This is a genomic window from Streptomyces colwelliae (genome assembly GCF_048158785.1).
Classification (GTDB): Bacteria; Actinomycetota; Actinomycetes; order Streptomycetales; family Streptomycetaceae; genus Streptomyces.
Genome location: NZ_JBLTJC010000449.1, coordinates 1 through 7,614, shown reverse-complemented (window position 1 = coordinate 7,614; position 7,614 = coordinate 1). Strand labels below are relative to the sequence as shown.

Sequence of the window (7,614 nt, the reverse complement as noted above, 5' to 3'; positions counted from 1 at the left end):
ACCTCGCCGGCCGGCTCCGCGAGGAGCGCGCCGAGGCCCTCCTCCTGGAACAGCGGCACGGACTCGTCGCCCCCGGCCACAGCGCGGCCCCGCTGCGCCTGCACATCTCCGACACGATCCGGGACATCAGCGACGGCGTCGTAGAGCTGGAAGAGGCCGTGCGGGACCGGCTCGGGCTGCCGCGGGCGCGGCGGGCGTCCGTGCCCGAGCGGTTGCGGCGGATCGCCGGGCTGCTCGACGAGATCGCCGCCGACGCCGTACTCGCGGCGCACGTGCGGGACGAGACCCGGCGGATGGCGCGGCGCTGTGCCCGCGCGCTGGGGGACACCGAGACCGTCGTACGGGTGTCGGGCCGTTGCCCCTGGTGCGACTCGGTCTCGCTGCGGGCCTTCCCGGACCGGGGCGCGGTGCTCTGTGTGAACCCGGCCTGCCGTTGCTCGGCGCCGGACTGCGGCTGCCACGACGACCCGGCCTACCGGCACACCTGGAACGAGGGGGAGTGGGACCGATGACGGGGACCAGGGGTGGACTGCCGACGCTGATTCCCGGGCCGCTCGCCGCGCAGGAGGCCGGGGTCGCGCCCGCCACCATCCGCAAGTGGGTGCAGCTCGGTCGCCTGACGCCGGCCGGCAGGGCGGGGCGGGCCCAACTGTTCCGGCTGGAGGACGTCTTCGCCGCGGAACGCACCGCCCGCCGCTCCCGCTGACACGGACCACCCCGCTCCCCTATATGGGCGGGCGGGGTGGCCGACCTTTTTCGATCCCTCTGGGGAACCGGTGCCGTTTTCGGTGCGTTGGAGCATCATGGAGGCATTCGGTCTCCGGCGCCGGGGGAGGTGTTCCGTGTCGTACCCGACACCGTGGCAGGGGCAGTGGCCAGGACCGCACCAGCCGTCGCCAGGACAGGCCGGGGCGTCGATGCTGGCCGCGACCGCGGACCGGGAGCGGGCGGTGGACGTGCTCCGGGCCGGCTTCGCCGAGGGGCGGCTGCGGGAGGACGAGCTGGAGAAGCGGGTCGCCCGGGCCTACGACGCCCGTACGGTGGGCGAGTTGATGCTGCTGGTCGCCGATCTGCCCCAGGGGCCGCAGGCGACCGCGGTCGTGCAGGCGCCGCATCCGGGATTCAGGCCGGTGCCGCCGACGTTCCTGCCGCCCCCGGTGCCGCCGACCAACGGCAAGGCGGTCGGTTCGCTGGTCTGCGGACTCCTCATCGTGCCGACGCTGGGCCTCACCGGCATCCCCGCGGTGATCCTCGGCCACACCGCCCGCGCCGAGATCCAGCGCACGGAGGAGGGCGGCGACGGCCTCGCACTCACCGGACTGGTCTTCGGCTGGCTCGCCGTCGCGGGCTGGGCCCTGATACTCCTCCTCATGATCGTGGCGGCGGCGAGCTCCACGTGAGGGTTCCATGCGGCAGACCCACCCCCTCCGCGCCGTAGATTCGAAGATCGCGGACGGGGCGCGGCTTCGGCATCTCCCGTGTCGAGCCGTGGGTGGCACCCATTTGTTTTGACCGCAGCGAATGAGGTAGGTACGCTCAGACCTTGTGCCTGGGGTGTGCCCTGGCTCTCGTGCGTGCCTTGAACCGCACTAAGGGAGCCGACACTGGCCACCGCGATCTGCGCCCCTTTTGCTTTCCGGCGAAAGTCTGCGGGATTCGACACACCCGACCGCGTGGGTCGGCGACGTTCCAGGTTAGCTTCACCATCGGCACACAGAAACCGGAGAAGTAGTGCCTACGATCCAGCAGCTGGTCCGGAAGGGCCGGCAGGACAAGGTCGAGAAGAACAAGACGCCCGCACTCGAGGGTTCCCCTCAGCGTCGTGGCGTCTGCACGCGTGTGTTCACGACCACCCCGAAGAAGCCGAACTCGGCCCTGCGTAAGGTCGCGCGTGTGCGTCTGACCAGCGGGATCGAAGTCACCGCTTACATTCCGGGTGAGGGACACAACCTGCAGGAGCACTCCATCGTGCTCGTGCGTGGCGGTCGTGTGAAGGACCTGCCCGGTGTTCGCTACAAGATCATCCGCGGTTCGCTCGACACCCAGGGTGTCAAGAACCGCAAGCAGGCCCGCAGCCGCTACGGCGCCAAGAAGGAGAAGTAGAAAATGCCTCGTAAGGGCCCCGCCCCGAAGCGCCCGGTCATCATCGACCCGGTCTACGGTTCTCCTCTTGTCACCTCCCTGATCAACAAGGTGCTGCTGAACGGCAAGCGCTCCACCGCCGAGCGCATCGTGTACGGCGCCATGGAGGGCCTGCGCGAGAAGACCAGCAACGACCCGGTCATCACGCTGAAGCGCGCGCTGGAGAACATCAAGCCCACGCTCGAGGTCAAGTCCCGCCGAGTCGGCGGTGCGACGTACCAGGTTCCGATCGAGGTCAAGCCCGGTCGCGCCAACACGCTCGCGCTGCGCTGGCTGGTCGGTTACTCCCGCGCCCGTCGCGAGAAGACCATGACCGAGCGTCTGCTCAACGAGCTTCTCGACGCTTCGAACGGCCTCGGCGCGGCCGTCAAGAAGCGCGAGGACACCCACAAGATGGCCGAGTCCAACAAGGCCTTCGCGCACTACCGCTGGTAGTCGCAGACCCCATCGAGACCGAGAGAAGACCGAAGCCTTATGGCTACCACTTCACTTGACCTGGCCAAGGTCCGCAACATCGGGATCATGGCCCACATCGACGCGGGCAAGACGACCACCACTGAGCGGATCCTCTTCTACACCGGCGTCAGCTACAAGATCGGTGAAGTTCACGACGGCGCTGCCACCATGGACTGGATGGAGCAGGAGCAGGAGCGTGGCATCACGATCACCTCTGCTGCTACCACCTGTCACTGGCCGCTCGAGGACAACGACTACACGATCAACATCATCGACACCCCGGGGCACGTCGACTTCACCGTCGAGGTGGAGCGTTCGCTGCGCGTCCTCGACGGTGCCGTCACGGTGTTCGACGGTGTCGCCGGTGTCGAGCCGCAGTCCGAGACGGTGTGGCGTCAGGCCGACCGTTACGGCGTCCCGCGCATCTGCTTCGTGAACAAGCTCGACCGGACCGGCGCGGAGTTCCACCGCTGCGTCGACATGATCAAGGACCGCCTCGGTGCGGTGCCGCTGATCATGCAGCTTCCGATCGGTGCCGAGATGGACTTCAAGGGCGTTGTGGACCTGGTCCGCATGAAGGCGCTCGTGTGGTCCGCCGAGGCGGCGAAGGGCGAGATGTACGACGTCGTCGACATCCCGGCCACGCACGCCGAGGCCGCCGAGGAGTACCGCGGCAAGCTGGTTGAGGCCGTCGCCGAGAACGACGACGACATCATGGAGCTGTTCCTGGAGGGCGTCGAGCCCACCGAGGAGCAGCTGTACGCCGCGATCCGTCGCGTCACCATCGCGTCCGGCAAGTCCGACGGCATCACCGTCACCCCGGTGTTCTGTGGCACCGCGTTCAAGAACAAGGGCGTCCAGCCCCTGCTCGACGCGGTCGTGCGCTACCTCCCGACTCCGCTTGACGTCGAGGCCATCGAAGGCCACGACGTGAAGGACCCGGAGCTCGTGATCAAGCGCAAGCCGTCCGTGGACGAGCCGCTGTCCGCGCTCGCGTTCAAGATCATGAGCGACCCGCACCTGGGCAAGCTCACCTTCGTCCGGGTTTACTCGGGCCGCCTGGAGACCGGCACCGCGGTGCTGAACTCCGTCAAGGGCAAGAAGGAGCGCATCGGCAAGATCTACCGCATGCACGCGAACAAGCGTGAGGAGATCGAGGCGGTGGGCGCCGGCGACATCGTCGCCGTGATGGGTCTGAAGCAGACCACGACCGGTGAGACGCTCTGTGACGACAAGAGCCCGGTGATCCTGGAGTCCATGGACTTCCCGGCGCCGGTCATCCAGGTCGCCATCGAGCCCAAGTCCAAGGGTGACCAGGAGAAGCTGGGTGTAGCCATCCAGCGTCTCGCGGAGGAGGACCCCTCCTTCCACGTTCACTCGGACGAGGAGACCGGCCAGACCATCCTCGGCGGTATGGGCGAGCTGCACCTCGAGGTGCTGGTCGACCGTATGAAGCGCGAGTTCCGGGTCGAGGCCAACGTCGGTAAGCCGCAGGTCGCGTACCGTGAGACGATCCGTAAGGCCGTCGAGCGCGTGGACTACACCCACAAGAAGCAGACCGGTGGTACCGGTCAGTTCGCCAAGGTGCAGATCGCGATCGAGCCCATCACCGAGTCCGACGGCCCGGCGTACGAGTTCGTGAACAAGGTCACCGGTGGCCGTATCCCGCGGGAGTACATCCCGTCGGTGGACGCCGGTGCGCAGGAGGCCATGCAGTTCGGCATCCTCGCCGGGTACGAGATGACGGGCGTCCGCGTCACGCTTCTCGACGGTGCCTACCACGAGGTCGACTCCTCCGAGCTGGCCTTCAAGATCGCCGGATCGCAGGCCTTCAAGGAGGCCGCGCGCAAGGCGTCCCCCGTGCTCCTCGAACCGATGATGGCCGTAGAGGTCACCACGCCCGAGGACTACATGGGTGAGGTCATCGGCGACATCAACTCCCGCCGTGGCCAGATCCAGGCCATGGAGGAGCGTGCCGGTGCGCGCGTCGTGAAGGGCCTCGTGCCCCTCTCGGAGATGTTCGGCTACGTCGGCGACCTCCGCAGCAAGACCTCGGGTCGCGCAAGCTACTCGATGCAGTTCGACTCCTACGCCGAGGTTCCCCGGAACGTCGCCGAGGAGATCATCGCGAAGGCCAAGGGCGAGTAACACACACCGTTTGCACGCTTTAGGCTTGACACCGACCGCCGGGGTCCGAAGACCGGCAGCGGGACGAGAGATCGTCCCCGGAAACCGGGAGCAGAACCCCGGCGGGCGGCATCCCAGCAAAGATCACCTGGCGCCGATGAGTAAGGCGTACCAGAACCACTCCACAGGAGGACCCAGTGGCGAAGGCGAAGTTCGAGCGGACTAAGCCGCACGTCAACATCGGCACCATCGGTCACATCGACCACGGTAAGACGACCCTCACGGCCGCCATTACCAAGGTGCTGCACGACGCGTACCCGGACCTGAACGAGGCCTCGGCCTTCGACCAGATCGACAAGGCTCCTGAGGAGCGCCAGCGCGGTATCACGATCTCGATCGCGCACGTCGAGTACCAGACCGAGACGCGTCACTACGCCCACGTCGACTGCCCCGGTCACGCGGACTACATCAAGAACATGATCACGGGTGCCGCGCAGATGGACGGCGCGATCCTCGTGGTCGCCGCCACCGACGGCCCGATGCCGCAGACCAAGGAGCACGTGCTCCTGGCCCGCCAGGTCGGCGTTCCGTACATCGTCGTCGCCCTGAACAAGGCCGACATGGTGGACGACGAGGAGATCCTGGAGCTCGTCGAGCTCGAGGTCCGTGAGCTCCTCTCCGAGTACGAGTTCCCGGGCGACGACCTGCCGGTCGTCAAGGTCTCGGCGCTCAAGGCGCTCGAGGGCGACAAGGTGTGGGGCCAGACGGTCCTCGACCTGATGGCCGCCGTCGACGAGGCGATCCCGACCCCGCCGCGTGACACCGACAAGCCGTTCCTCATGCCCGTCGAGGACGTCTTCACGATCACCGGTCGCGGCACGGTCGTCACCGGCCGTATCGAGCGTGGTGTCCTGAAGGTCAACGAGACCGTTGACATCATCGGCATCAAGCAGGAGAAGACCACCACCACGGTCACCGGCATCGAGATGTTCCGCAAGCTGCTCGACGAGGGCCAGGCCGGCGAGAACGTCGGCCTGCTCCTCCGTGGCATCAAGCGCGAGGACGTCGAGCGCGGCCAGGTCATCATCAAGCCCGGCTCGGTCACCCCGCACACGGAGTTCGAGGCCCAGGCGTACATCCTGTCCAAGGACGAGGGTGGCCGTCACACGCCGTTCTTCAACAACTACCGTCCCCAGTTCTACTTCCGCACCACGGACGTGACCGGCGTCGTGACCCTCCCCGAGGGCACCGAGATGGTCATGCCGGGCGACAACACTGAGATGACGGTTTCGCTCATCCAGCCCGTCGCCATGGAAGAGGGCCTGAAGTTCGCCATCCGTGAGGGTGGTCGCACGGTGGGCGCCGGCCAGGTCACCAAGATCAACAAGTAGTCTTGATCTGACCCGGTAGCTTTTCCAGAGGGGCCCGTACGACTTCGGTCGTACGGGCCCCTTTGCTGTTCCCCGGCTGGTGTTACGAAACTATTCGGCGCGTACGACCCGTTGTCCCCTCCCTCCACTCGTCCCACCATTTGTCATGCCGCTGAGCAAATTAGGTGTGGAGGGGTGTGCCATGTCTGCGTCCGTCAGCCGAAGAGCCGTTCTGGGTGCGGGAGTTGCCGCGGTGCCGGTGCTGTCGGGGGTGGGGTTGTCGAAGGCATCGGGGGCTACGGACGCGGGTGCGTACATCTCCTTCTCGCGTACGGCGGGTGCCTTCCCCCTCGTCGGCGCCCCGGTAGTGGTGGACCCTGACGATCACCCCGGAGTCGTACGCGTGGCAGGGGACCTGAGGGGCGACATCGAACGCGTCACCGGCGTACGCCCCGGGAGCGCGCTCGCGGGTGCGCGTGAGGTGGTGCTGGTCGGCACGATCGGGCGCAGCGCGCTGATCGACGGGTTGGTGGCCGCCGGGAAACTGGACGTGTCCGGGGTGCGGGGCCGGTGGGAGACCTCGCTTCAGACGGTGGTCGAGCGGCCGATGCCGGGGGTGGAGCGGGCGTTCGTCGTCGCGGGGAGCGACCCGCGCGGCACGATCTTCGGTGCGTACGACGTGTCGTACGGCATCGGGGTCTCGCCCTGGCACTGGTGGGACGACGTGCCGCCGACGCGGAGGGGTGAGGTGTGGGTGCTGCCGGGGCGGTACTCGCAGGGCACGCCGGTGGTGAAGTACCGCGGCTTCTTCATCAACGACGAGAACCCGGCGCTGGGGACGTGGGCGCCGGCCTACTTCGGGCCGGGGAAGGCGCCAGGGTATCCGGGTGGCTTCAACGCGGACTTCTACGGCCGGGTCTTCGAGGTGCTGCTGCGGCTGAAGGGGAACTACCTCTGGCCGGCGGTGTGGGGGCGGGCCTTCGCGGAGGACGACCCGGATAACCACGGGCGGGCCGCGGAGTACGGGATTGTCATGGGCACGTCGCACGAGGCGCCGATGATGCGGGGGATCGAGGAGTGGAACCGGCATGCCGTGGCCGCCGTTCGGGACTCCTCCGGCGCGATCGTGACGCCGGGGCACGATCCGTACGGCGGGACGGGGGAGTGGTCGTACCGGCTCAACTCCCCGGCGATACGCGCCTATTGGCGGGCCGGCGTGCAGCGCATGGTCGACCAGGGCTTCGAGGGAGTCGTCACGCTCGGCATGCGCGGGAACGGCGACACGAGCCTCCCCGACGGCGACGGCATCGAGCTGATGCAGGAGATCATCGCGGCCCAGCGGCAGATCATCGAGGAGGTGACCGGGCGGCCGGCGGCGGAGACTCCGCAGGTGTGGACGTTGTACAAGGAGGTGCAGCGGTACTGGGACCGGGGGTTGAGGGCGCCGGGTGATGTCACGGTCGTACTGACGGACGACAACTGGGGGAACGTCCGTAAGCATCCGGATGCGGGGGAGGGG

8 protein-coding genes are annotated in these 7,614 nt (G+C 67.6%); all 8 read left to right on the top strand.

Annotation, left to right across the window (positions count from 1 at the left end; genetic code table 11):
* A partial coding sequence (locus ACNFOC_RS47240; RefSeq protein ID WP_416965172.1) for a hypothetical protein occupies positions 1-512 on the top strand: 512 nt, incomplete at its 5' end.
* Positions 509-706: a MerR family transcriptional regulator gene (locus ACNFOC_RS47235; protein ID WP_416965171.1), complete on the top strand. Its 198-nt coding sequence runs from the start codon at positions 509-511 to the stop codon at positions 704-706. The genes ACNFOC_RS47240 and ACNFOC_RS47235, both read left to right, overlap by 4 nt.
* Before the next feature lie 136 nt (positions 707-842).
* Positions 843-1,400 (top strand): DUF1707 and DUF4190 domain-containing protein, encoded by a 558-nt coding sequence (locus ACNFOC_RS47230; RefSeq protein WP_416965170.1) that lies wholly within the window; start codon positions 843-845, stop codon positions 1,398-1,400.
* A gap of 331 nt (positions 1,401-1,731) precedes the next feature.
* Entirely contained in the window at positions 1,732-2,103 is a 372-nt protein-coding gene (gene rpsL, locus ACNFOC_RS47225) for a 30S ribosomal protein S12 (RefSeq protein WP_003948652.1), read from the top strand.
* A 3-nt stretch (positions 2,104-2,106) separates the two neighbouring features.
* Positions 2,107-2,577: a 30S ribosomal protein S7 gene (gene rpsG / locus ACNFOC_RS47220; protein WP_005481264.1), complete on the top strand. Its 471-nt coding sequence runs from the start codon at positions 2,107-2,109 to the stop codon at positions 2,575-2,577.
* A gap of 39 nt (positions 2,578-2,616) precedes the next feature.
* Positions 2,617-4,746 carry an elongation factor G gene (gene fusA / locus ACNFOC_RS47215; protein ID WP_416965169.1) on the top strand — a complete coding sequence of 710 codons (2,130 nt, stop codon included), beginning with the start codon at positions 2,617-2,619 and terminating at the stop codon, positions 4,744-4,746.
* 176 nt (positions 4,747-4,922) lie between these two features.
* A complete protein-coding gene (gene tuf / locus ACNFOC_RS47210) occupies positions 4,923-6,116 on the top strand; it encodes an elongation factor Tu (RefSeq protein WP_416965168.1) in 1,194 nt (397 codons plus the stop codon).
* 181 nt (positions 6,117-6,297) lie between these two features.
* The coding region (locus tag ACNFOC_RS47205; RefSeq protein ID WP_416965167.1) for a glycosyl hydrolase 115 family protein at positions 6,298-7,614 on the top strand (1,317 nt) is incomplete at its 3' end.